Source organism: Agrococcus phoenicis (assembly GCF_047302415.1).
Taxonomy (GTDB): domain Bacteria; phylum Actinomycetota; class Actinomycetes; order Actinomycetales; family Microbacteriaceae; genus Agrococcus.
On sequence record NZ_CP154854.1, the window covers coordinates 2478656 to 2500824 of the forward strand.

General features: G+C 72.8%; 23 protein-coding genes. 10 read left to right on the forward strand and 13 right to left on the reverse strand.

Going from position 1 to position 22169, the window contains the following annotated elements; translation table 11 throughout:
• Positions 1-129: 129 nt before the first annotated feature.
• From AA0Z99_RS11900 to AA0Z99_RS11910, 3 genes are all read right to left on the reverse strand, one after another.
• Entirely contained in the window at positions 130-864 is a 735-nt protein-coding gene (locus tag AA0Z99_RS11900) for a DUF3159 domain-containing protein (protein ID WP_413317623.1), read from the reverse strand.
• Complete coding sequence (locus AA0Z99_RS11905; protein WP_413317625.1) at positions 861-2258, reverse strand: glucose-6-phosphate dehydrogenase; 1398 nt, start codon at positions 2256-2258, stop codon at positions 861-863. The genes AA0Z99_RS11900 and AA0Z99_RS11905 overlap by 4 nt, the downstream gene beginning before the upstream one ends.
• A 76-nt stretch (positions 2259-2334) precedes the next feature.
• The gene (locus AA0Z99_RS11910; RefSeq protein ID WP_413317627.1) at positions 2335-2595 is read right to left on the reverse strand and encodes a hypothetical protein; all 261 of its coding nucleotides are present in this window, start codon (positions 2593-2595) and stop codon (positions 2335-2337) included.
• A 192-nt stretch (positions 2596-2787) separates the two neighbouring features.
• Between AA0Z99_RS11910 and AA0Z99_RS11915 the strand changes: the two genes are divergently transcribed.
• Complete coding sequence (locus AA0Z99_RS11915) at positions 2788-3369, forward strand: HhH-GPD-type base excision DNA repair protein (RefSeq protein WP_413317629.1); 582 nt, start codon at positions 2788-2790, stop codon at positions 3367-3369.
• 9 nt (positions 3370-3378) lie between these two features.
• Here the strand turns inward: AA0Z99_RS11915 and AA0Z99_RS11920 are convergent, their stop codons facing one another.
• Complete coding sequence (locus AA0Z99_RS11920; RefSeq protein WP_413317631.1) at positions 3379-4023, reverse strand: TetR/AcrR family transcriptional regulator; 645 nt, start codon at positions 4021-4023, stop codon at positions 3379-3381.
• 79 nt (positions 4024-4102) lie between these two features.
• On the opposite strand from AA0Z99_RS11920, the gene AA0Z99_RS11925 reads away from it, so the two are divergent.
• Positions 4103-4891, forward strand: coding sequence for an alpha/beta fold hydrolase (locus AA0Z99_RS11925; protein ID WP_413317633.1), 789 nt, complete (start codon positions 4103-4105; stop codon positions 4889-4891).
• 6 nt (positions 4892-4897) lie between these two features.
• Here the strand turns inward: AA0Z99_RS11925 and AA0Z99_RS11930 are convergent, their stop codons facing one another.
• Positions 4898-5902: a pirin family protein gene (locus tag AA0Z99_RS11930; RefSeq protein ID WP_413317635.1), complete on the reverse strand. Its 1005-nt coding sequence runs from the start codon at positions 5900-5902 to the stop codon at positions 4898-4900.
• A 73-nt stretch (positions 5903-5975) separates the two neighbouring features.
• Between AA0Z99_RS11930 and AA0Z99_RS11935 the strand changes: the two genes are divergently transcribed.
• A complete protein-coding gene (locus AA0Z99_RS11935) occupies positions 5976-6746 on the forward strand; it encodes an RDD family protein (RefSeq protein ID WP_413317637.1) in 771 nt (256 codons plus the stop codon).
• Positions 6747-6803: 57 nt separating this feature from the next.
• Here AA0Z99_RS11935 and AA0Z99_RS11940 read toward each other — a convergent pair whose 3' ends face one another.
• The 6 genes from AA0Z99_RS11940 to aztB form a co-directional block, all read right to left on the reverse strand.
• Positions 6804-7031, reverse strand: a complete 228-nt coding sequence (locus tag AA0Z99_RS11940; RefSeq protein ID WP_413317639.1) for a hypothetical protein — start codon at positions 7029-7031, stop codon at positions 6804-6806.
• Positions 7028-8269: an inorganic phosphate transporter gene (locus AA0Z99_RS11945; protein ID WP_413317641.1), complete on the reverse strand. Its 1242-nt coding sequence runs from the start codon at positions 8267-8269 to the stop codon at positions 7028-7030. The genes AA0Z99_RS11940 and AA0Z99_RS11945 overlap by 4 nt, the downstream gene beginning before the upstream one ends.
• A 130-nt stretch (positions 8270-8399) precedes the next feature.
• Positions 8400-9635 (reverse strand): zinc metallochaperone AztD, encoded by a 1236-nt coding sequence (aztD, locus tag AA0Z99_RS11950; protein ID WP_413317643.1) that lies wholly within the window; start codon positions 9633-9635, stop codon positions 8400-8402.
• A 112-nt stretch (positions 9636-9747) separates the two neighbouring features.
• Complete coding sequence (aztC, locus tag AA0Z99_RS11955; RefSeq protein WP_413317645.1) at positions 9748-10689, reverse strand: zinc ABC transporter substrate-binding protein AztC; 942 nt, start codon at positions 10687-10689, stop codon at positions 9748-9750.
• Positions 10686-11960: a hypothetical protein gene (locus AA0Z99_RS11960; RefSeq protein WP_413317647.1), complete on the reverse strand. Its 1275-nt coding sequence runs from the start codon at positions 11958-11960 to the stop codon at positions 10686-10688. The genes aztC and AA0Z99_RS11960 overlap by 4 nt, the downstream gene beginning before the upstream one ends.
• Positions 11957-12871: a zinc ABC transporter permease AztB gene (aztB, locus tag AA0Z99_RS11965; RefSeq protein ID WP_413317649.1), complete on the reverse strand. Its 915-nt coding sequence runs from the start codon at positions 12869-12871 to the stop codon at positions 11957-11959. Before aztB ends, AA0Z99_RS11960 begins: the two co-directional genes overlap by 4 nt.
• Before the next feature lie 43 nt (positions 12872-12914).
• Here aztB and AA0Z99_RS11970 point away from each other — a divergent pair, with 43 nt between their 5' ends.
• Positions 12915-13649 (forward strand): ATP-binding cassette domain-containing protein, encoded by a 735-nt coding sequence (locus AA0Z99_RS11970; RefSeq protein WP_413317651.1) that lies wholly within the window; start codon positions 12915-12917, stop codon positions 13647-13649.
• A gap of 36 nt (positions 13650-13685) precedes the next feature.
• On the opposite strand, the gene AA0Z99_RS11975 is transcribed toward AA0Z99_RS11970, so the two are convergent.
• A complete protein-coding gene (locus AA0Z99_RS11975) occupies positions 13686-14705 on the reverse strand; it encodes a LacI family DNA-binding transcriptional regulator (protein ID WP_413317653.1) in 1020 nt (339 codons plus the stop codon).
• A gap of 290 nt (positions 14706-14995) precedes the next feature.
• Here AA0Z99_RS11975 and AA0Z99_RS11980 point away from each other — a divergent pair, with 290 nt between their 5' ends.
• The 6 genes from AA0Z99_RS11980 to AA0Z99_RS12005 all read left to right on the forward strand — a co-directional run bounded on the left by AA0Z99_RS11980 (position 14996) and on the right by AA0Z99_RS12005 (position 20843).
• Positions 14996-16336, forward strand: coding sequence for an ABC transporter substrate-binding protein (locus tag AA0Z99_RS11980; protein WP_413320857.1), 1341 nt, complete (start codon positions 14996-14998; stop codon positions 16334-16336).
• Positions 16337-16822: 486 nt separating this feature from the next.
• Positions 16823-17953 carry a carbohydrate ABC transporter permease gene (locus tag AA0Z99_RS11985; RefSeq protein WP_413320859.1) on the forward strand — a complete coding sequence of 377 codons (1131 nt, stop codon included), beginning with the start codon at positions 16823-16825 and terminating at the stop codon, positions 17951-17953.
• Positions 17950-18939: a carbohydrate ABC transporter permease gene (locus tag AA0Z99_RS11990; RefSeq protein ID WP_413317655.1), complete on the forward strand. Its 990-nt coding sequence runs from the start codon at positions 17950-17952 to the stop codon at positions 18937-18939. The genes AA0Z99_RS11985 and AA0Z99_RS11990 overlap by 4 nt, the downstream gene beginning before the upstream one ends.
• Before the next feature lie 67 nt (positions 18940-19006).
• Positions 19007-19792 (forward strand): hypothetical protein, encoded by a 786-nt coding sequence (locus AA0Z99_RS11995; RefSeq protein ID WP_413317657.1) that lies wholly within the window; start codon positions 19007-19009, stop codon positions 19790-19792.
• Positions 19789-20337 (forward strand): hypothetical protein, encoded by a 549-nt coding sequence (locus AA0Z99_RS12000; RefSeq protein ID WP_413317659.1) that lies wholly within the window; start codon positions 19789-19791, stop codon positions 20335-20337. Before AA0Z99_RS11995 ends, AA0Z99_RS12000 begins: the two co-directional genes overlap by 4 nt.
• A complete protein-coding gene (locus AA0Z99_RS12005) occupies positions 20325-20843 on the forward strand; it encodes a hypothetical protein (RefSeq protein WP_413317661.1) in 519 nt (172 codons plus the stop codon). The genes AA0Z99_RS12000 and AA0Z99_RS12005 overlap by 13 nt, the downstream gene beginning before the upstream one ends.
• On the opposite strand, the gene AA0Z99_RS12010 is transcribed toward AA0Z99_RS12005, so the two are convergent.
• On the reverse strand, positions 20747-22168 hold the full coding sequence (locus tag AA0Z99_RS12010; RefSeq protein WP_413317663.1) for a hypothetical protein: 1422 nt from the start codon (positions 22166-22168) through the stop codon (positions 20747-20749). The two genes, AA0Z99_RS12005 and AA0Z99_RS12010, sit on opposite strands and share 97 nt — an antisense overlap.
• Position 22169: the final 1 nt, after the last annotated feature.

Below are 22169 nucleotides of genomic sequence, written 5' to 3' on the forward strand. Positions count from 1 at the left end.
CGCTTGCTCGAGTGCAAGTACTGGTGAAGGCGCCTGGTCGGTCCGCATCGCTCGCTTGCCCGGCACTGTACGCCGAGCCCGGCGCATCCGCAACGGTCTCGTCGTGCCGCATCGCGCCACGCGCGAGCGTCAGTCGCGCGACGCCACCTGCGGCTTGCGGATGCCGGGATGCGACCTCGGGATGGCGGCGAACAGCACCCAGCCCGACGCCGCGATGCACGCGATGATCAACGGGTAGGTGAGCGCGGCGCGCATGATGGCGAGCCAGGTGGTCTCGTCCATCCACCACAGCACCGAGAAGACGACGACCCGGATGACGTACTGGAGCACCCAGATCCAGGAGGCCCGCTGATAGGCGCGCAGCAGCACCGGATCCTTGCGCCAGCGCACCTTCGTGCCGATGAGGCCCCCGACGATGAGGCCGAGGAACGGCCAGCCGATGACGATCGAGACCGTCCAGGCGAGCGCGCTCGCGGCGTTCGAGAGCAGCTGGATGAGGAAGAAGTTGCGAGCCTCGCCGGAGTAGTAGGCCACCATCGCGGCGAGCACCGTCATGAGCATGCCGATGACGACGGCCTTCGGCCTCCGGCGGTCGACGATCGCGGGGATCAGGGTCGCGGCGCTCGCGATCAGCGACCAGACCACCGCGGTGAGCAGCTCGCCGCCGCTCGCGAGCCATGCCGCGAGGAAGGCGATCGGCGGGACGCTGCCCTCGAGCGCGGCCCTGCCGCCACCGAGCAGGCGCGCGAGCGACTCCTCGCGCGTCGGATCGCCGTCGGCGTCGAAGCGGTCTGCCCCGAGCGCCGCAGGGGCGAGGTCGGCGGCGGGGGGATCGCCGGCGCCCTCCGGCTGCTCGGTGCTCACGGCCGGCTGGTCTCCCAGCCCGCGGGGCCGGTCGAGCCCGCCGGGTACTCCTCCATCGGCACCGCATCCGCTCGCCACGCGGCGAGCACGGGCTCGATGATGCGCCAGCACTCCTCGGCGGCATCGCCGCGCACCGCGATGCGCGGGTCGCTGTCGAGGATGGAGGCGAGCACCTCGCCGTAGGGCAGCAGCTGGCCGCCGCCGAGCTCGCCGCGCAGGACGGTCTGCTCGAGCGTGAAGGGATCCCCCTTGCCGTTCGTCGTGAGGTGCAGCTCGAAGCCGTCGGGCTTGAAGTCGATCACGAGGCAGTCGGGGGAGTCGTGACCGCCGAAGCCGGTCGGCACGTGCGCCGGCGCCTTCCAGTGGACGACGGCGCGCTTGCGGATGCCGCCGAGCGACTTGCCCGAGCGCAGGATGAAGGGCACGCCCGCCCAGCGCGCGGTGGCGATCTCGACCTGCACCTCCGCGAGGGTCTCGGTGCCGAGCGCGGCGTCCACGCCCTCCTCGGCGACGTAGTCGGGCACCTCCCGGCCCTCGATGCTGCCGGCCGCGTAGCGCGCTCGACGCGAGTGCGCCACCGGGTCCACGACGCTCGACGCGCGCAGCACCTGGCTGATGGCGTCGCGGAGGTCGGAGGCCGTGACGCTCGAGATCGGCTCGATGGCGATGAGCGCCATGATCTGCAGCAGGTGCGACTGGATCATGTCGCGCAGCGCGCCGTTCCGGTCGTAGTAGCCGGCGCGACCCTCGAGCGTGACCGTCTCGTCGTAGAGCACCTCGACCTTGGCGATGCTGTCGCGATCCCAGACCGGCTCGAGCAGGCGGTTCGCGAAGCGCAGGCCGATCAGGTTGAGCACCGTGTGCAGCCCGAGGAAGTGGTCGATGCGGAAGATGCGATCCTCCGGCACGATGCGGGTGACGAGCGCGTTGAGCTCGCGCGCCGACTCGAGGCTGGCGCCGAAGGGCTTCTCGATCGCGAGGATCGTGCCGTCGGGCACGCCGATCTGCTCGAGGGCCGTGCAGACGAGCTCGGTGACGTGCGGCGGCAGCGCGAAGTAGACGACGAGGCGCTCGCAGCCGATCGAGGCGATCAGCGCGGCGAGCGACTCGGGGTCGGTCGCGTCGGCCGCGACGTAGCGGGTCGAGCGCAGCACGTGCTCGGCCGCCTCGCCGCTCGCGCCGCCCGCGGTCATCGCGGTCTGCACGCGGCCGGACCAGTCGTCGTCGCTCAGCTGGCGCAGGTCTGCGCCGACGATCTCGACCCGGCGGCCCGGCTCGACCTGCAGCAGCGTGGCGATGCCCGGCAGCAGCAGCCGGCTGGTGAGGTCACCGGATGCGCCCAGGATGAGGAGGGTCGTGGCGGGCTGGGAGGTCGAGCGCTGCGCAGTGGCCATGCCTCGATCCTCGCACCCGATCCTCTGGTCCGGTCGTCGCTGCGCCTCTGGCCCGAGCGCGGTCAGCGCCGGGCCGTCACCACCAGACGCCGCCGCCGAGCGAGATGCCGCCGTAGGTCAGGAGCACGAAGACGCCGGCGATCACCGCTGGTGCGACGCCGCGGCCGCCCGCGTGGCGCGACTTGAACAGGGCGATGACGGCGAGGATCGCCGCGATCGCGCCGAGGCCGCCGCCGAGGATGAGGCCGATGAACAGGGGGATCGGCATGAGGACCAGCCCGAGCAGGCCGATCCAGAACGCCCACCACGCCCAGGGGTTGGAGCGCTTGATTTCCATGCGCCCATCCTCTCGCGGCCTCGCTTCGCGAGAGCCGAGAGCCCGCGACCACAGCGGGTCTTGAGCCAGACCTGGGCGGGCACGAGCGCAGCGAGGTCGGCGCGCACCGCACACTGGAGGCAGCTGCGCCCCCCGCCCGTCGTGACCGGGCCGGGGGCGCGGTCCTGTCGACGGCCGTGGCAGGGTGGAGCCATGACGCGCGACCTCCACATCACCGGCGACGAGCGCGCCGACCGCCTGCTCTCCGAGGACGACTTCGCGCTCCTGACGGGCATGCTGCTCGACCAGCAGGTGCCGATGGAGACCGCCTTCGCGGGGCCCGCGAAGCTGCGAGACCGGCTCGGCCGCCTCGACGCATCCGAGATCGCGCGCATGGATCCCGAGGCCTTCCTCGCCGCCTTCGCCGAGAAGCCCGCGGTCCACCGCTACCCCGGCTCGATGGCGGCGCGCGTGCAGACGCTCGCGAGGGTCATCGTCGACGAGTGGGGCGGCGATGCCGGAGCGATCTGGCGCAGCGGCGCCCCCGACGGCGCCGAGGTGCTGCGCCGCCTCAAGGCGCTGCCCGGCTTCGGCGAGCAGAAGGCCACGATCTTCCTGGCCCTGCTCGGCAAGCAGGCGGGCTTCGACGGCGAGGGCTGGGCGGCTGCGTCGGGCCCGTACGGCGAGCCCGGCGCGAAGCGCTCGGTGGCCGACATCGTCGACGCCGACTCCCTGGCCGAGGTGCGGGCCGCGAAGCAGGCCGCGAAGGCGGCAGCGAGGGCGGCGAAGGGCTGAGCCGGCGGGTCAGCCGGCGGGGTCGGCGCCGATCGAGCGCAGCATCGCGGCGACCGCTGACCGCGCGTGGGCGCGGAGCGCAGCAGCGCTCGGGATCGCCTCGTCGCCCAGCAGCATCGCGGCGTTGAGCGGTGCGCCCATCACGAGCCAGTTGTAGTGCTGCGCGGCTGCGGCCACGTCGTGCTCGGGGAGCGCTCCTGCCTCGACCCAGGCGCGCAGTCGGCGCTCGATCCCTGCCATGGCGCGCGCCGGGCCGTGCTCGAAGAGCGCCCTCCCGAGCTCGGGGAAGCGCGTGGCCTCGCCGATCACGAGCCGGCGCAGCTGCAGGATGCGCGGCGTGAGCACCGCCTCGAGCATCACGCTCGCGTGATCGACGAGCGTCTCGAAGACCGGGTCCGAGGCACGCGCCATCTCGTGCCCCACCGGGTCGCCGGTCGTGACGGTCATCGAGGTGACGAGCTCGACGAACAGCTGCTCCTTGCTGCCGAAGTGCTTGTAGACGGTCTGCTTCGACGCGCCGGCCCGGGCGGCCACCGCATCCATGCTCGCCCGCGCGTAGCCCTCGTGCAGGAACACCTGCTCCGCTGCGTCCAGGATGGCGGCGCGGATGCGCGCGCTGCGGCCGAGCGCCGGGAGGGGATCGGGCGTTGACATGGCAGAACTGTACCGTCTAGTTTGATCACGAGGAGAACTGGACGGTCCAGTACACCGCAGAGCAGAGGGCGAGGCGCGCATGACCGAGCACACCGACACCAGCGCGGGCGACCGCATCGGCTTCGACCGCTACGGCACGGGGCCCGGCGTCGTCTTCATCGCGGGCGCCGGGCCGTTCCGAGCGGGCGACCCGACCACGACCGAGACCGCGAGGCTCGCCGCCGAGCAGGGCGTGCAGACGCTCGTCTACGACCGGCTCGGTCGCGGCGACAGCCCTGCTGACGGCGACCTGACGCTCGATCGCGAGCTGGCCGCCATCGCCGCCGCGATCGACGAGGTGGGGGGTCGCGCGGTGCTCGTCGGCCACTCCTCCGGCTGCTCGATCGCGCTCGCCGCCGCCGATGCCGGGCTGCCCGTCACGGCGCTCGCCCTCTGGGAGGCGCCCATCGGGCAGTTCGAGGGCGGCGCGGCCGGCTTCGAGGCCGACGTCCTGCGGCACCTCGACGCGGGCGATCACGAGGCGGCGCAGCGCGAGTACATGCGCGACATGCCCCCGGAGTTCCTCGAGGGCGCGATGCAGGATCCCTCCTGGCCGCAGATCGTGCTCGGCAGCCGCAGCTACCGCGCCGACGCGCGATCGCTCGCCTGGGCCGAGGAGCTGCCGGCCGACCAGCGCTACGCGGGCATCGCGGTGCCGGTGCTCGTCATGGTCGGCGAGCACACCTTCCCGGGCATGACCGAGACCGCGGAGGCGCTGCAGGCGGCGATCCCGTCCGCGACCTTCCGCGTGATGCCCGGCGCGATGCACGAGTGGGAGGCGGGGCCCATGGCGACCGCCATCGCGCGGCTGGCGCGCAACGGCGGATGACGGGCGTCAGTCGCGCCGCTTCGCGCGTCCCCGCGGCAGCAGCTGCACGCTCGGCAGCCGCGGGCTCGCGAGCGGCTGGCTGTCGTCGTCGACGACCGAACCGAAGCGCGGCCTGGCCGTCGCGCTCGCGTCGCGCTCGCGCATCCACTCGTCTCGCGCGCGCTCGACCTCGTCGTGGTCGGTGCCGATGAAGTTCCAGAACATCACGACCTCCTCGGCGAAGGGCTCGCCGCCGAGCAGGATCGCGACGCCGTCGCGCTCCGCGGAGACGAGCACGGCCTCGCGACCGGGCGCGGCATAGGCGAGCGCGCCGCGGCCGATCGGCACGTCGTCCACCGCGATGCCGTCGCTGAGCGCGAGCACGCCGTGCTCGAAGTCGCCGCGCAGCTCGAGCCGCACCTCGCTGCCGGCCGCCATGCGCAGCTCGACGCCCACGAGCGGCGTGTAGGCGCCGACCTGGCTCGCGGCCCCGCCGTGCTCGCCGACGAAGACGCTGCCGGTGACGCCCTCCGCGAGCCGCACCTGCGGCACCGCGTCGAGCCCGTCGAACGCGGGCTCGCGCCCGCGCTCGTGGCTGGGCAGCACCGTCCACAGCTGCACCCCGTGCAGCACCTCCGTGTCGGGCGTCGAGTACTCGCTGTGGGCGATGCCGCGCCCCGCGGTCATGATGTTGAGCCCGCCCGGCCGCACCGTGTGCGAGAAGCCGGCCGAGTCGCGGTGCTCGATCGCGCCGTCGACGAGCCAGCTCCAGGTCTGCAGGCCGGTGTGCGGATGCGGCGGCACATCCATGCCCGGCTGCCCGGCCATGGGCGCCGGGCCGAAGGCATCCGCGAAGCACCAGGCCCCGATGAAGTGGCGATGCTTGTTCGGCAGCACGCGCTGCACGGGCATCGCGCGCGGACCCCCGAGGGGCACGTCGCGCGGCAGCAGGAGCTCGAGGCCCGCGGCAGCAGCCTCCTCGAAGCAGGCTGCCTCGCTGTTCTCGACGATCGTGGCCTCGGTGTTGCTCATGCCGCCAGGCTACGACCCGGCCACGCGACGCGCCCGAGCCCCCGACCAGAGGCGACCGCCGTACCATCGAGGGGTGAACGAGCAGCCTGCCGGGTGGTACCCCGATCCCTTCGCCGCGGTGCCCGGGGCGACGCGCTACTGGGATGGCGAGCGCTGGACCAGCAACGCGCAGGCGCCGGCGCCGGAGCCGCAGCACGCCCAGCGCGAGAGCGACGACTATGGCGGAGGCGGCCATGACTTCGGCTTCGTGGCGGGCCGAGGCGACCACCGGGTGGCGCCCCTGTGGCGGCAGGACGCGCAGCAGGGGTGGGCCGAGCAGCCCGACGGCCAGGGGCAGCCCCCGCTCGCGAGCTGGGGTCGGCGCGTCGGTGCCTACCTGCTCGACAGCATCCCCCTCATCGTGCTGACGATGGTCATGCTGCAGGTGCTCGGCGTCGTCGACGCGATGAACGCGGCGATCGCCGCTGGCGACACCGCGGCGATCGACGACGTGAACGCGATGCTGCGGGCCGTCAGCCCCACCGGCTTCGCCATCACCGTCACGAACCTGGTCTTCTCCGCGCTGTACAACATCGGGTTCCACGTCTCGCGCGGCGCGACGCCGGGCAAGATGCTCGTCGGCATCCGGGTGCGCCGCGTCGACGAGGACCGCAACCCCGAGGTGCGCGCGGCCGGCCTGCGCTGGCTCGTGCAGTTCAGCCCGAGCCTCGTCAACGGCCTGCCCGTGATCGGCTTCGTCAGCGGGGTGTTCTCGATCGCCGACCACCTCTGGCCGATCTGGGATCCGCGCAACCAGGCCTTCCACGACAAGGCGGGCCGCACGGTCGTGGTGCGCTCGCGCTGAGCCGCCGGCCGGCCCCCGCGCGGCGGGAGCGGTCACCGGACGACGGAGCGCGGCCCGTCAGGCTCCGAAGAGCGCGTCGCCGAACACGATCACGATGATCCCCGCGACCGCGAGCAGCACGCAGGTGGCGAACAGCGCGACGCTCACGGCGCTCGAGCCCGGCCGCCGGCTCTCTCGGGATCGCACGCCGAGCGCGTAGAGCAGCGGGATGCCGGCCCCCAGCAGCAGGCCGACCCCGAGCACCGAGCCGACGGCGACGACGAGCGCTCCGAAGTCGATGGTCATGCCCTGCCCTTCTTCCCGGCGCGGCGCTTGCGCTTGCGCGGCTTCGAGAGCGGCGCGACGCCCGAGGCGACGGCGCTCAGCTCGCGGTCGATGCTGCGCTTGCGCTCCGCCTTCGGCTGCTCCCACTCGTCGGTGACGTTGTCGTGGCCGATCGGGCTCAGCCGCGAGCGCAGCCACATGATCGTGCACGCGACGATGAGGATCGTCGTGACGACGATCGCGCCCCAGAAGTGGCCGAAGAGGGTGGAGATAAGCAGGCACACCGCGCCCACCGCACCCGCGGCGGGCAGCGTGATGATCCAGGCCACCAGCATGCGGCGCGCCACGCTCCAGCGCACCTTCACGTCGTCGCGCGCGAGGCCCGATCCGATCACCGAGCCCGACGCCACGTGGGTCGTCGACAGCGGCAGCCCGAGGTGGCTGGAGGTGAGGATGATGGAGGCGCTGGAGAAGTCGGCCGCCATGCCCTGGCGGGGCGAGATGTCGACGATGCCCTTGCCGAGCGTGCGGATCACGCGCCAGCCGCCCATGTAGGTGCCGGCTGCGATCGCGACCGCGCACGCGACGCGCACCCACAGCGGCATGTCCGCGGATGCGTCGAGCGAGCCGTGCGCGACGAGGGCGAGGAAGATCACGCCCATGGTCTTCTGGGCGTCGTTCGTGCCGTGCGCGAGCGACATCAGCGACGCGGCGCCGATCTGGCCCCAGCGGAAGCCGCGCTGCTCGCCGCGGTTGCTGATCCTGCGCGTCACCCGGTGCACGAGCCAGGTGCCGCCGAAGGCGACGGCGCCGGCGATGACGGGGGCGAAGAGCGCTGGGATGAGGATCTTCTGCGCGACGCCGCCCCACAGCACGCCGGAGACGCCGAGCGCGGCGATCGTCGCGCCGATGAGTCCGCCGAACAGCGCGTGGCTCGACGACGATGGCAGCCCGAAGAGCCACGTGAGCACGTTCCACACGATCGCGCCCGTGAGGCCGCACAGCACGATGAGCATGAGCTGCTCGCCGTCGACCCCTGTCAGGTCGACGATGCCGCTGCCGACCGTCCGAGCGACCTCGATCGACAGGAAGGCGCCGACCAGGTTGAGGCTGGCCGAGAGCGCGACGGCCGGCTTCGGCTTGAGCGCGCCGGTGGCGACCGACGGTGCCATGGCGTTGGCGGTGTCGTGGAAGCCGTTCGTGAAGTCGAAGGCGAGCGCGACGACCACGACGATCACGAGGATGGCGACTTCCGGCACCGCGCTAGTCTGCCACCTCCGCCGACCGGCGCTCGTCGGCACGGCCACGACGGGCAGCTGAGCCAGCGAGGGCCCGGTGGCCGCGACACGCGGTCGCGCCCACCGGGCCCTCAGGCATCGGTCGAGCGGATCAGCCGGCGAGCGCGAGCTCGTTCGGCTGCCCGGCGATCTCGCCGCTCGTGACCACCTCGCCCGTCGCGAGGTCGACGCGGTGCACGCTGTTCGTCGCCGGGTCGGTCACGAGGGCGGCGTCGCCGTCGATGAGCAGCGCCGGGTGCGGCATCTGCCACTCGGCCGGGCCCTCCCAGGCGTCGATCACCGGGTAGGAGGCGACGATCTCCTGCGCGTCGACGTCGACCTGGTGCAGCGCGCCGTCGGTGCCGATCAGCCACGCGTCGCCGTGGTCGTCACGACCGACGCCGCGGAAGGTGTACGAGACGCCCTCCGGCAGCGCCAGCACGTCGAGGGTGCTGGCCGCGGGGTCGACGAAGGCGAGGTTCTGGAGCAGCACGCCCTCGGCATCCGGGTCGTCCTTGTAGTCGACGACCGCGATCGGCGACGCATCGGTCGTGTAGGTGTTGCCCACGCGGCCGAAGTCGTCGGGGCTGTCGATCTTGGTGAACTCGCCGTCGACGTAGGTCAGCACGCCGTCCTCGCAGCCGAACACGACGGCCTCGTCGCCCACGACGCCCTCGCCGTGCACCGAGGGGCACTCCTCGAAGCGCGCGACCTCGTGGCCGTGGTCGTCGAGCGCCCGCACGCCGGAGCGCGACTCGCTGTCGCCGAGCGTGGAGAGGATCGTGCCGTCCTCGAGCTCGACGGCGACGCCGTGGTGGGCCGCCTCGGACTCGAACGTGCGCATCTCCGGCACGCCCTCGCCCTCCAGCAGGGCATCCGTGTCGAAGATGTGGAACTCGCCCGTGCCGTCGTCGAACAGCACGGTGCTGCCCGCGTGGCGGACGACGTGCGCCGGCGTGGTCGCCTCGATCACGGTGTCGGTGAGCTCGGGCTCGTCGCCGGATGCTCCGGTGGCGAGCACCTGGAAGCCGCCGACGGTCGTGACGAAGACGTGCTCGCCGTCGCCAGCGGTGTTGAGGCGGTTGAAGCCGTCGATGGGCAGGTCGGCGACCTGCTCGAGGGTCTCGGCGTCGAGCACGGCGATGCCGCCCTCATAGGCCAGCGCGAGGCGCGTGCCGGCCTCGCCGGACGCCTCGGCCGCGGCCGAGGTCGCTGCGGGCTCGGGAGCCGTCTCGGGCTCAGCAGGTGCCTCGGCGCTCGAGCAGCCCGCGAGCACGATGGCTGCGGCGCTCGCGAGACCGGCGGCGGCGAGCAGCCGGCGGCCTCCGTGGGGGGTGCGGATGTGCATGGTGTCCTTCCGTGTGGGTTCGGGTGGGTCCGGCGACAGCGATCGCTGCCGCCAGGGGGTTCAGGGGGTTCAGGGGGTGAGGGGACTCGGGGTCGGGCCGGGCGAGGCGGCATCAGCGGAGCGCTGCCTCGATGCGGTCGGCGTTCGCGGTCAGCATCTGCAGGTAGGTCTCGGCGCCCTCGCCCGGCTCGGTGAGCGATTCGGTGAAGAGGGTCTCGACCCGCACCTCGATGCCCGCCTCCTCGGCGAGCACCTGCACGAGGCGGTCGGGCTGCGAGGACTCCGCGAAGATCACCGGCACGCCGGCCTCCTCGATCGCGCCCGCGAGGTCGGCCAGGTCGCTCGCGCTCGGCGCCGCGAGCGTGGTGCCGCCGGGGATGACGGCGCCGATGATGCGGAAGCCGTAGCGCTCCGCGAGGTAGCCGAAGACGTGGTGGTTCGTCACGAGCGCGCGACGCTCCTGATCGATGGCGCCGAATCGCTGCGCGAGATCGGCGTCGAGCTCGGTCAGTGCGCCCGCGTACGCGTCGACGGCCGTGTCGAGCGCCGCCGCATCGATGCTCTCGATCGTGCCGAGCTGCTCGCGCAGGGCCTCGACGACCGCGACCATCTGGGTCGGGTCCGTCCAGAAGTGGGGGTCGGCGCCGGAGGCGTCCTCGGAGGAGTACTCGAGCACGTCGACGTGCTCGCCCGCCTCGAGGATGGGCACACCCGCTGCGGCTGCGGCCTCGACGTGCTGCGCCAGGCCCTCCTCGAGGCCGAGCCCGTTCGCGACGATGAGGTCGGCCGACTCCATGGCCGCCGCCTCCTGCGCCGAGATCTCGAAGGAGTGGGGGTCGGCGTTCGGGCGCATGAGCGTCGAGACCACGGCCTGCTCGCCGACGAGCTCGTCGACGACATCGCCGAGGATGTTCGTGGTGACGACGACCTCGGGGCGCTCGGGCCCGGCGTCGGCGTGCTCGGGGGAGCCGGGAGCGCAGCCTGCCAGTGCCACGGCGAGGCTGCCCGCGACGATCGCCGCAGCGGTGCGGGCGACGGGTCGACGCGGGCTCATCGACCGGTCTTCGCGATGTGGAGCGGCGCGGGCATCGACAGGGTGCGCGCGATGCGGGCGCCATCGGCGTAGTCGATCTCGAGCACGACGCCCTCGGCGAGCACCGGCACGTAGGCGCGGCTCGCGTCGAGCTCGAGGGAGAGCGCCGCCGCGGCGACGGGGTCGGCGAGCGTGGCCGCGAGCACCGGCTCCGTCGCGCCGAGCTCGGCGCCGGCCTCGTCCAGCACGAGCACGCGGCCGTCGGCGGCGATCGCCACCACGTGCCCCGCCTCGTCGTCGACCGCGACGACGCGCTCGAGCGGCTGCGGCGTCTCGACCAGCGTCATGGTGCGCTCGCGGGTGTCGAGCAGCCAGAAGCCGGCCTCGCCGGCGACCGCGGCGGCAGTCGCGCGACCCGCGCGCATGTCGAAGCCCGTGGCGCGGAGCCAGGCGGCGGTGCCGGCGGGGTAGCCGATCGATTCGAGCTCGACGACCGACGCTCCCGCGGCATCCGTGGTCGTCGCCAGCACCGCGCCCTCCTCGCAGCCGACGACCGCGCCGACGCGCGTGACGATGCCGCCTCGCGGGTCGGTGCACGGCTCGCTCGCCAGCTCGGCGCCGACGGCGTCGAGCACGACGACGGCGCCATCGGCGCCGACGATCGCGCCGTCACCCGACGGTGTCGCGAATCCGCCCGTCGTGGCGGGGAACCTTCCGGTCTCGACGACCTCGCCCTGCCCGAGGGCCTCGCGGTCGAGCAGTACCACCTCGCCGTCGCCGAGCACGGCGGTGCGCGACTCGGTCGACGAGATCGTGGCCGGGCCGTCGAGCTCGAGCGAGCCGACGACGCGCGCCTCGGCGCGGTAGTAGTGCACGTGGTCGGCGTGATCGACCGTCCAGACGCCGGTGTCGACGATCGTGACCCCGCCCTCGGTGGTCGCGGCGAGGAAGCGGCCGTCGTGCTCGAGCGACGCCACCTCGCCGACGGCGTCGAGCTCGTCGATCTGCTCGGTGAGCAGGTCGAGCAGCCTGACCTCGCCCGCGGGACCGATCGCCGCGAGCACCTGCTGCGGCTCCGCGAGCTCTGCGGCGCCCTCGACGTAGCCGTGCGGGACGGCCGTGTCGGTCGGAGAGCCCTCCGCCGACGCGGCAGCGCCGCCGGTCGGAGCGCTCGGCTCCGCAGGCGTGCTGCAGCCGGCGAGCAGGAGCGCGGCGCTCGCGACGACGGCGGTCGTCCGGGCTGCTCCCACCGCTGGTGCGCGGCGTCGGGTGGGGGTCGGTCGCAGGGTCACGCTGCGCTCCTCTCGCTGGCGAGCGCGGGCTCGCCGATCTCGGGTGCTGGAGTGGTCGTCGGGACCGGCGCACCGTTGCGCGGTCGGCGGGCGGTGAGCGAGCGCAGGGCGCTCGAGGCGGCGAAGGCGAGCACCGCGGCGATGGCGATGGATGCGCCGGCGGCGGTGCCGAGGTGCCACGAGGCGATGAGCCCGACGGCGACCGAGAGCGAGCCGATGACCGCGCCGCCGAGCATGCTGCCGGCGATGCTGCGCGACCAGGCGGCGGCTGCGGCCGGCGGTGCGACGAGCAGGGCGACCACCAGCAGCGTGCCGACCGCTTGGTAGGAGGCGACGACCGCGACGGTGACGAGGGCGGCGAGCCCGATCCTGGCGATGCCGGGGCGCAGGCGCAGCGTCGCAGCGATGCGCTCGTCGAAGGCGAGGGCGAGGATCGGCCGGTGCAGCACCGCCGCGAGCACCGCTGTGCCGAGGAGGCCGATGGCGAGGGCGATGAGCTCTGCCTGCTGCACCGCGAGCACGTCGCCGAAGAGGATCGCGGTGGCATCGGTCGCGAAGCTGCCGGAGTGGGAGACGATCACGACGCCGAGCGCGAGCATGCCGACGAAGGCGATGCCGATCGCGGTGTCGTCGCGGAGTCGGGCCCTGCGCGTGAGCCAGCCGATGCCGATGGCCATGGCGGCGGCGCTGATGGCGGCGCCCGCCAGCGGCGAGCCGCCGATGAGCGTCGCGATCGCGACGCCCGGCAGCATGCCGTGCCCGAGTGCCTCGCCGAGGAAGGCCATGCCGCGCGCCACGACCCAGGCGCCGGCGATCGCGCAGATGCTCGCGGCGAGCATGCCGCCCAGGAGCGCGCGCCCGAAGAAGGCGGTCTCGAAGGGGGCGAGCAGCAGCTCGTGGATCCAGGGCACGCACCGACGATAACGATAATGATTCTCAAAGTACAATCGAGGGATGGACACAGCACAGCCCGATGGCGCACCGACCCCTCCGCGCATCCGCGTGCACGGCCTGAGCGCTGCGCGCGGCGACGCGCTCGCGCTCGACGCGGTGACCTGCGAGCTGCACGCCGGGGCGGTGACGGCGATCGTGGGCGGCAACGGCAGCGGCAAGTCGACGCTGCTCGAGGTGCTCGCCGGACTGCTCGAGCCGACGGCCGGAGAGGTGACGGGACTGCCCGCCGATCGCGCGCTCGTGCTGCAGCGCACCGACGGCGGCGACCGGCTGCCGCTCACCGCGCGGCAGGCGGTCGAGATGGGGCTGTGGCGGCAGCGCGGGCTGCTCGGCCGGATCGGCGCCGACGGGCGCCGGCGCGTGGCCGCGGCGCTGCGTGCCGTCGACATGGAGGGCAGCGCTGAGCGGCAGCTGACGGGGATGTCGGGGGGCCAGCGGCAGCGCGTCCTCGTCGCGCAGGGCCTCGTCCGGCGCGCGCCCCTGCTGCTGCTCGACGAGCCCGCTGCCGCTGCGGACGCGGAGGCCCGCGACCGCATCGACGCCGCGATCGCCGAGGCCGCCGCGGCCGGCGCGACGGTGGTGATCGCGACCCACGATCGCTCGAGCCTCGCGCGCGCCGATCGCGCGATCCTGCTGGAGCGCGGGCGGCTGATCGCAGCCGGCTCGCCGAGCGCGGTCGCCGATGCGCAGGCGTCCCGGGCGGCGGCCGCGCTGGCGCCGCTCGAGCAGGCCTAGCGCCGCGCTCAGCGCCCGAAGGCGCCTCCTGGTGCGTCAGCGCGAGGGCGGCGCGGTCGACGTGCGCACGACGAGCTCCGGCGCGTAGTTCGTGTGGCTGCGGTCGGGCTCGTCCCCGCCCGCGGCCCCGCCGTGCAGCGCATCCATGATCCAGTCCACGACATCCTCCCCGTGGCGTGCGGGATCCTGCCGCACGGTCGTGAGCCCGAAGGAGCTCGCCGAGGGGATGTCGTCGACGCCCGTGACGCTCAGCTGCTCCGGCACGCGGATGCCGAGCTGGTGCGCCGCCAGCAGCACGCCGACCGCCACCTCGTCGGTGCCCGCCATGATCGCGGTCGGCAGGTCGCCGCCGGAGAGCAGCTCGACCGCCGCCCTGTGCGCCCCCTCGAGCGTGGTGGGCACGGTCACGACGGGTCGCAGCGCCAGCCGGTGCCGAGCCGAGACCGCCTCGAAGGCCTGCTTGCGGCGATCCGACGACGATGCGTCGAAGGGCTGCACCTCGGTGGCGCTCGCGATGTGCAGCATGTCGGTGTGGCCGAGCGCGACGAGGTGCTCAGCGGCGAGCTCGCCGGCGGCGGTGTCGTCGAGGCTGAACGAGCGCGTGTGGGGTGTCGGCTCCCCGACGGTCGCGACCGGGATGCCCAGCTCGGCGAGCCGGCTGAGGTCGCCGCCGACGAGGCTCCAGGTGATGGTGACGAGGCCGTCGACCTCGCCGCGCCGCATGAAGCGCTCGAACTTCTCGTGCCCGCCGTGCCCGAAGGCGCCGAGGTCGTAGAGCAGCACGTCGTGCTCGTGTGCGTCGGCGGCGTGCGCGATGCCGTGCAGCACGCTGCCGAAGTACCAGCGGTCGACGGAGGGGGTGAGCACGCCGATCGTGCGCGTCATGCCGGTCGCGAGCCGGCGAGCGGCCCCCGAGGCCCGGAAGCCGAGCTCGGCGGCGATGCGCTGCACCCGCTCGCGCGTGGCGGGCGAGACGGCGTCGGCGCCCGAGAGCGCGCGACTCGCGGTGGCCTTGGAGACCCCTGCCGCTCGGGCGACGTCGTCGAGCCGTGGCATCGCGCCTCCTCGTGCTGCGGCGGCGCGTTCGGGTCGCGCCGCGGGTCTCATCGTTGGAACCGGTTCCAAAGGTACCCCTTCCCGCGGCGGGGGCACAGGTGCTCCTCCGTCGATCGTTGCCGAATCGAAACATCGTTGCGCATCGCGGAGCGCCCCAGTGCGCTAGCGTCGCTGGCAATGGAACCGGTTCCGGTTCCTGAGGATCGGGCACGGCGCTGTGCGGAACGACGCGGCGCGTGCCGATTGCACTGAGCGAAGGAGTTCATGTGAAGCACGCACGCAGGATCGCGATGCCGCTGGGCGTCGCGGGCGTCGCGGCACTCGCCCTCACGGGCTGTGTCGGAGACGCACCAGCCGACCCCTCGGCCGAGCCGGGCGGCTCGGCTCCCGCAACCGCCGAGGGCTGCGAGGCCTACGCCGACTACGGCACCTTCGAGGGCGGCGAGGTGAGCATCTACGGCACGATCCTCGATGCCGAGGCCGACCGGCTCAACGAGTCGTGGGCGGAGTTCGCCGACTGCACCGGGATCGAGATCGTCTACGAGGGCTCCTCGGAGTTCGAGGCGCAGATCAACGTCCGCGTCCAGGGCGGCAACCCGCCCGACCTCGCGATCTTCCCGCAGCCGGGCCTGCTCGCCTCGGTCGTCGGCACCGGTGCCGTGCTCGAGGCGCCGGAGGCCGTCGCCGCGAACGCGCAGGAGTACTGGAACGAGACCTGGCAGGGCTTCGGCACCGTCGACGACACGTTCTACGCCGCGCCGCTGATGGCGTCGGTCAAGGGCATGGTCTGGTACTCGCCCTCGGTGTTCGAGGAGAACGGCTGGGAGATCCCGGAGACGCTCGACGAGGTCGACGAGCTCACCGCGACGATCGCCGGATCGGATGTCACGCCCTGGTGCGTCGGCTTCGGCTCCGGCGAGGCCACGGGCTGGCCGGGCACCGACTGGCTCGAGGACTACGTGCTCCGCACCGCGGGCGCGGACGTCTACGACCAGTGGGCGTCGAACGAGATCCCCTTCGACTCGCCCGAGATCGTCGAGGCGCTCGACCGCGTCGGCGACCTGATCAAGAACCCCGACTACGTCAACGGCGGCATCGGCGACGTCTCGACGATCGCGAGCACCGACTTCGGCGAGGCCGGCCTGCCGGTCCTCGACGGCGAGTGCGCGATGCACCACCAGGCGACGTTCTACGAGGGCTTCTACAACCCGGACGGCGACGTGAACGTCGCTGAGGACGGCGACGTGTGGGCCTTCCTGCTGCCGGGCACCGAGGCGGGCGCCGCGGATGTCACCGGTGGCGGCGAGTTCGTCGGCGCGTTCAGCGACGACGAGGAGGTCGTGGCGGTGCAGACGTACCTGTCGAGCCCCGAGTGGGCCAACAGCCGCGTCTCCCTCGGCGGCGTGCTCTCGGCGAACTCGGGCCTCGACCCGGCGAACGCCTCGAGCGACCTGCTGCGCGAGGCCTACGCGATCCTGCAGGACGAGAACACCACGTTCCGGTTCGACGGATCGGACACGATGCCCGGCGCCGTCGGCTCGGGCACGCTCTGGAGCGGGATGATCGACTGGATCTCCGGCGCCGACTCCGCGTCCATGCTCGCCACGGTCGAGCAGAGCTGGCCGGAATAACGAGCTGATGCGGGCGTGGGGGCCGCTCATGCGGTCCCCACGCCCGCATCGACGACAGGGGTGACTATGACCACGATGGATCTCATCGGCAAGGTGATGCAGGCAGTCGTCGGCCTCGGCGCGTTCGCCGTCGTGATGGCGCTGCTGCTCGCGTTCCTCGACCGCCCGGAGGACAAGCCGCTCGTCAAGGGCTGGGCGGGGATCAAGCAGGGGCTGAAGCCGCGCGTCGTGATCATCGCGGTGCTCGTGCTGATCGCGGTCCTCGCGCGCATCCTCTACGGCGTCGTGCCGTGGATGACGCAGGAGCTGACGAACGCGGCGATCATCTTCGCCGTCGCCGGCCTGGCGGTCGTGCTGCTGCAGTGGGGCCTCGACCGGCTGCTCGCGCGCGTCTCCGAAGCGGTGCGGAGCGCGGTGCTGCGCCTCGTCGCCGCCGCCGTCGTGGTCGGGGTGGTGCTGGTCGCGCAGGCCTCGGAGAGCATCGCGATGCTCGACTGGGTGACCGACCCGCTGACCCTCGCCGCGACCATCGTCGGCTGGCCCCTCGTCGGGGCGCTCGTCGTGACCGCGGGCGTCGCGTTCGCGCCCCCGCGCATCCGTCGCGGTCTGCGCCTGATCGTCTGGCTCGTGGCTGCGGTCGCCGTCGTGGGCATCGCGACCCTGCTCGAATCCGAGGAGCGGGCTGTCGGCGTCTGGCCGTGGGCGTTCGCCGCGATGCTCAGCGTCGCGGGCGTGCTCGGCTACGTCGCCGACAAGGACGAGGACTCGAAGCCCATGCTCGTGTTCCTCATGCCGGCCGCGCTGCTGCTCACCGCAGGGCTCGTCTACCCCGCCATCCGCACCGCGCTGCTGGCCTTCACCGACAAGACCGGCACGTTCAACGGCGTCGACAACTTCGTGTGGATGTTCACGCAGCCCGAGGCGCTCGTCACCCTCGGCAACACGCTCGTGTGGGTGGTGCTCGTGCCGCTCATCTCGACGGCCGTCGGCCTCGCCTACGCGGTCTTCATCGACAAGAGCCGCGGCGAGAAGGTCTACAAGATGCTCGTCTTCATGCCGATGGCGATCTCGTTCGTCGGCGCGGGCATCATCTGGAAGTTCATGTACGCCTACCGCGGGCCGGAGCAGGAGCAGATCGGCCTCGTCAACCAGCTCATCGTGCTGTTCGGCGGCGAGCCGCAGCAGATCCTGCAGAACAGCCCCTGGAACACGCTCGCGCTGATCCTCGTGATGATCTGGATCCAGACCGGCTTCGCCATGGTCGTGCTCTCCGCGGCGATCAAGGGCGTCGCGGTCGAGCAGCTCGAGGCGGCGCAGCTCGACGGCGCCAACCCGTGGCAGCGGTTCCGCAACGTCGTGGTGCCGGGCATCCGCTCGTCGCTCGTGGTGGTGGTCACCACGATCTCGATCGCCACGCTGAAGGTGTTCGACATCGTGCGCACGATGACCGCCGGCAACTTCGACACCTCGGTGGTCGCGAACGAGATGTACACGCAGGCCTTCCGCTCCGGCGAACCCGGCAGAGGCGCGGCCCTGGCGCTCGTGCTGTTCATCATGGTGCTGCCGATCGTCGTCTACAACATCCGTGTCATGAACCAGCAGAAGGCGATCCGATGACCAGCGCCGCAGTGACCCCAGACCCCGAGATCACCACGGAGAGCGCCGAGGCCGCCCTCGGCGGGAAGCCGAAGGGCACGCGCGCCGACCGCGTGAAGCAGCGCCTCACGAGCCCGTGGGCGACGCTCGCGGCGATCGTGATCGCGCTGCTCTGGACGGTGCCGACCTTCGGGCTGTTCCTGTCGTCCTTCCGCCCGGCGGACCAGATCGGCACGACCGGCTGGTGGACGTTCTTCACCGACCCGCAGCTGACGCTCGACAACTACGGCGAGGTGCTCTTCTCCTCCTCCTCGTCGTCGCCGCAGCTGGGCGAGTACTTCGTGAACTCGCTGCTGATCTCCATCCCCGGCACGCTCATCCCCCTCGTGCTCGCCTCGCTCGCGGCGTACGCGTTCGCGTGGGTGAAGTTCAAGGGATCGTCGACGCTGTTCGTCGTCGTGTTCGCGCTGCAGATCGTGCCGCTGCAGATGGCGCTCATCCCGCTGCTGCAGCTGTTCGTGACCTTCCTGCAGCCGTTCCAGAACGGGCTGAACGACATCATGCCGTTCGTCAGCGACAAGCAGTTCCTGCCGGTCTGGATCGCGCACACCATCTTCGGCCTGCCGCTGGCGATCTTCCTGCTGCACAACTTCATCTCCGAGATCCCGGCGGATGTCATCGAGGCCGCGCGCGTCGACGGCGCCGGTCACGGCCAGATCTTCTTCCGCATCATCCTGCCGCTGGCGATGCCGGCCATCGCGTCGTTCGGCATCTTCCAGTTCCTGTGGGTGTGGAACGACCTGCTTGTGGCGCTGGTGTTCTCCTCCGGGACACCGGACACCGCGCCGCTCACCCAACGATTGGCCGAGCTCGCGGGCTCGCGAGGCGAGAACTGGGAGCGGCTCACAGCCGGCGCCTTCGTCTCGCTGGTCGTGCCGCTGGCGGTGTTCTTCGGCCTGCAGCGCTTCTTCGTCCGCGGGCTGCTGGCGGGCTCCGCGAAGGGCTGACCCTGCGGGTCACGCTGCCGCACGCGGCATGGGGTCGGGGCGCGAGTCCCGGCCCTATGCTCGTGCTGTGAACGACCAGCCGGGCAAGGCCAGCGCCGCATCGCCGCAGCAGCCTGCGCCGGCGCCTGTCGCGGCGAAGGCCGCATCGGGCGCGACGGCCGCGGATGTCGCGGCGGCGCCGCCCGCTGTCGCCGCGAAGCGCGGCACCGGGCGCGCGGGCAGCTGGATGAGCAAGGCGGCCGAGAAGGTGCCGATGCGGTGGCTCACGACCGCGGTCGCCGGCATCTTCCTCGCGGCGACCGCCGCCTTCGGCGGGCTCGAGACCGCAGCGTCGACGCTGCCGGAGGAGCTGGCGGCCGGCGAGGCGCACGTGGGCCCCTTCGCCTCCTTCACGCTCGAGCGCGCGGTCCTGATCGACACCTTCGACGAGGCCGGAGCCACCGCAGACCCCGCCGCCGGCGAGCGGGTGCTCGCGGTCGTCGGCACGGTGGAGGGGACGTGGGATCGCTCCATCGGCACCGACTCCACCACCTTCGCGCAGGCGATCCGCCTCGAAGCCCTGCCGGATGCGAGCGTGACGGCAGCCGCGCGGCTGGACGACGGGACCATCTCGCCCGCGGTGCAGCCGGGCGTGCCCGCCGAGCTGGTGCTGACGTGGATCGTGCCCGACGACCTGTTCGCCGACGGCGACGAGGTGCGCGTCTCGCTCCTCGACCACCAGCTGTACGTCGGCTCGAGCACGCTCTACGGCGAGTACTGGAGCGACCAGGAGCTCGCGGCGACCGTCCTGCTCGAGGCAGAGGACGTCGGTGCCGGCGCCGACGCCGAGGCCGAGGGAGAGGAGGCGCCGTGAGGCGCGCGCTGGCCTGGCTCGTCGGGCTCGCGATGATCGCGACCGCGGCGCTGATCGGCACGCTCACCCTGGACGAGGCCGAGACCGCGCAGCCGTTCGTCGTCGACGCCGCGGTCGGGGAGCGCGCCGAGGCGCGGCTGTTCGCCGCCACCGTGCACGGGGTGCGAGCGACCGAGCAGGAGGTGATCGACGCGAGCGGATGGCGGGCCGAGGGCACGTGGGTCGTCGTCGACCTCGACGTGGAGGCCATGCAGACCGAGGTGGCGAGCCTGCTCTCGCTGGCCGAGCTCGATCTCGGCGATCGCGTCATCTCGGCGAGCGAGCGACCCGAGTCGCTCCGCTCCGCGTCGCTGCGGCTCGGGATCCCGCAGTCGGGCTCGCTGGCGTTCGAGCTGCCGCAGGGCGCGCTCACGGGCGACGCGACGCTGCGGCTGGGCCGATCGCTGGAGACGCGCGTCGACACGATCGTGGAGCTCCGCATCGACCTCGATGCCGTCGACCGCTCCCCCTCGATCGAGCTGCAGGAGACCGGATGGGCGCGGTGAAGCCCCGCTGGTGGCGCCGGAACGCGATCGCGCTCGTCGCGCTGGCCGTCCTCGTCCCAGCGACGGGCGGCGCCATCGCGTGGCAGGAGTGGCGCACGTACTACGAGTTCCGCCACTGGCAGCACATCCCCGTGGCAGCAGGCGCCTCGATCGAGCTCGACGGCGTCGACATCGGCCCCGCGAGCCTCGTGGAGGTGCCCGCGGAGGTCGACGTGGACGTGCCGCCGGGTGCCCGCGCGCTCGCGGCGCAGCTCACGCTCGTCCCCGGCGACGAGCCGCTCTCGTGCGCCCGGCCGCTGCTGGTCGAGCGAGGCACCGGCCGCTCCTGGGAGGGCAGCTGGGGGCCGCTCGGGTGGGAGGGCGAGGTGTCCTGCTACGAGGCGACCGAGCCCGTGTTCCTCAACCTGCTCTACCTCGTGCCCGAGGACGCCGGGCCGTTCGAGCTCGAGGTCGCGATCCTCGGCTCGGAGCCGTCGCTGCCGACGTTCGTCCTCGAGCTGCCCTGAGGCGCCGCCGGGCCGGCGATCGCCGCGCGCGCCGACGCATCCGTCGCCGTCGTCGCCGCACCGGCGGGGGCCGCCGCTGCCTCGTGGCGGCGGAGGCGGCCGATCATCGCGTCGTACGCGCCGGCGATGACCACGATCCGCAGCGTCTCGACGAGCATCGCCGTGGGGAGGAACAGCAGGGAGTCCCACACCAGCCAGAACTCGTTGAAGCCCTGCGGTCCGACGATGCGCGTCGTCAGCAGCGTGAGCCCGCCCTCGAGCCACTCCACGATCGCGTACAGCAGCACCGCGGTGCCGAACAGCAGCGGCCCGCCGCGCAGCATCAGCAGGATCGCGCGCCAGATGGGCGAGAAGCGAGCGCTCACCGATCCCCACGCCTGCTTCGCCTGCGACTGCGCCCAGGCGGGCAGCGCGCCGTAGCGGCGACGGGCCCGCTCGATGCGCTCCTGGACGGGCGCGAGGCGAGGGTCCACGAGCTGCGCGGGGATCGCGGGCGCCTGCGCGCGCACGGCCTGGCCGTACATCACGCCCCCGATCGTCAGCCACGCCAGCGGCTGGCCGAGCGCCGCGCCGAGGTGGCCGATCGCCCAGTCGATGCCATCCCACAGCCACGCGACCGGCGCGACGGATGCGGCGAGCCAGCCCCGCGCATCCGCCACCCACGCCATCGCCTGGCGGTCGTCGACCCACGCGGTGACGAGCGGCAGGTACTCGCCGAGGAGCAGCACGAACAGGAAGACCCACACGCCCTCGAGGTAGACGGCGACGACCGAGACCCAGCGGGGGAGGCGCTGCTCCCAGCGACCCCACGCCAGGCGGCCCGCGAAGGCGATGCCGAGCGCGATGAGCACCGCGGGACTCAGGAGGACCTCGGTGACCGTGCCGGTGCTGTCGAACTCCTCGCCCGTGACGAACGCGCCCCAGCGCAAGGACGACTGCACCTCGAGGGCTCGCGTGGCGTAGGCGTCGGCGTCCTCCTGCACGTTGCCGGTCGCCATGTAGACGGCGAAGAAGGGCAGGACGCCGCCGAGCAGCGAGGCGATGAAGGTCGTGCGCCGGGCTGCCGGGGTGGTGGGCGGGGGAGCGATGGCGCTCAGCTCGCGCAGGCTGCCGCGCACCACGAGGAACATGCCGACGAACGACGCCAGGCGCGCCAGCACGGCGAGCGGGAGGATCAGCAGGCCGGCGACCGCGCTGAAGGCGCCGACCCAGCCGGCGACCTCGATGAGCACGTAGCGCGCCAGCACGCCGCCGAGGTACCACGCGAGGAGCGCGGGCCAGTGCTGGACGAGGATCCGTCCGATGGTGGCGAGCATGCCGAGCACG